This is a genomic window from Halomonas sp. LMYGS-3, assembly GCF_059509875.1.
In genome coordinates this window covers 1-733 of record NZ_JCAKFQ010000075.1, presented here as the reverse complement: position 1 = coordinate 733, position 733 = coordinate 1, and the positions used below count along the sequence as shown (strand labels likewise).

The 733-nt window shown below is 56.9% G+C and carries 2 tRNA genes and 1 rRNA gene; all 3 read right to left on the bottom strand.

Going from position 1 to position 733, the window contains the following annotated elements:
• Positions 1-102: 102 nt before the first annotated feature.
• Positions 103-192, bottom strand: a tRNA-OTHER gene (locus AC5W54_RS22520).
• 280 nt (positions 193-472) lie between these two features.
• Positions 473-549: transfer RNA gene (locus AC5W54_RS22515), tRNA-Ile, on the bottom strand.
• Between the two features lie 94 nt (positions 550-643).
• Positions 644-733: ribosomal RNA gene (locus AC5W54_RS22510) — 16S ribosomal RNA — on the bottom strand; the annotation flags it as partial.

The window sequence follows — 733 nt, the reverse complement described above, 5'->3', positions numbered from 1 at the left end:
TGTTAAAGAGCCACTGTCAATCGACAGTCAAAAACCTGACATCACTTGATGTGACGATGGCTTGTGACTGCGGATCCGATCAGCTAAGACTGCGGGGCGGAGTGGTGGAGCCTAGCGGGATCGAAGTCGTGCGCGACCCCGGCGCGACCTCCTGGTGCAAGGCAGGCGCTCTCCCAGCTGAGCTAAGGCCCCGATAAAATGCAATTTGTGTGAGACTAGGCGCTTCAATGCGACGCATAGCCTGCTATGCGAGTATTGAAGCAACGACGTATCACGCAAATTTGGTGGGTCTGGGCAGATTTGAACAAAACCCGGCGACCTCACCCTCCTCTTTATCTCACCCCAGGGGGTGCGCTCTAACCAACTGAGCGAGAGAATGGTGGGTCTGGGCAGACTTGAACAAAACCCGGCGACCTCACCCTCCTCTTGATCCCACCCCAGGGGGTGCGCTCTAACCAACCGAGCGAGAGAATGGTGGGTCTGGGCAGACTTGAACTGCCGACCTCACCCTTATCAGGGGTGCGCTCTAACCAACTGAGCTACAGACCCATTGGTCACGCTGGGCCTTTACCCAAACAGTCTTTGCTCTGGCCGATCAGGTAATTCATTGTGAGCACTTGCCGACAGCCGGTGACGTCGTCGGTAAGGAGGTGATCCAGCCGCAGGTTCCCCTACGGCTACCTTGTTACGACTTCACCCCAGTCATGAACCACACCGTGGTGATCGCTCCCCC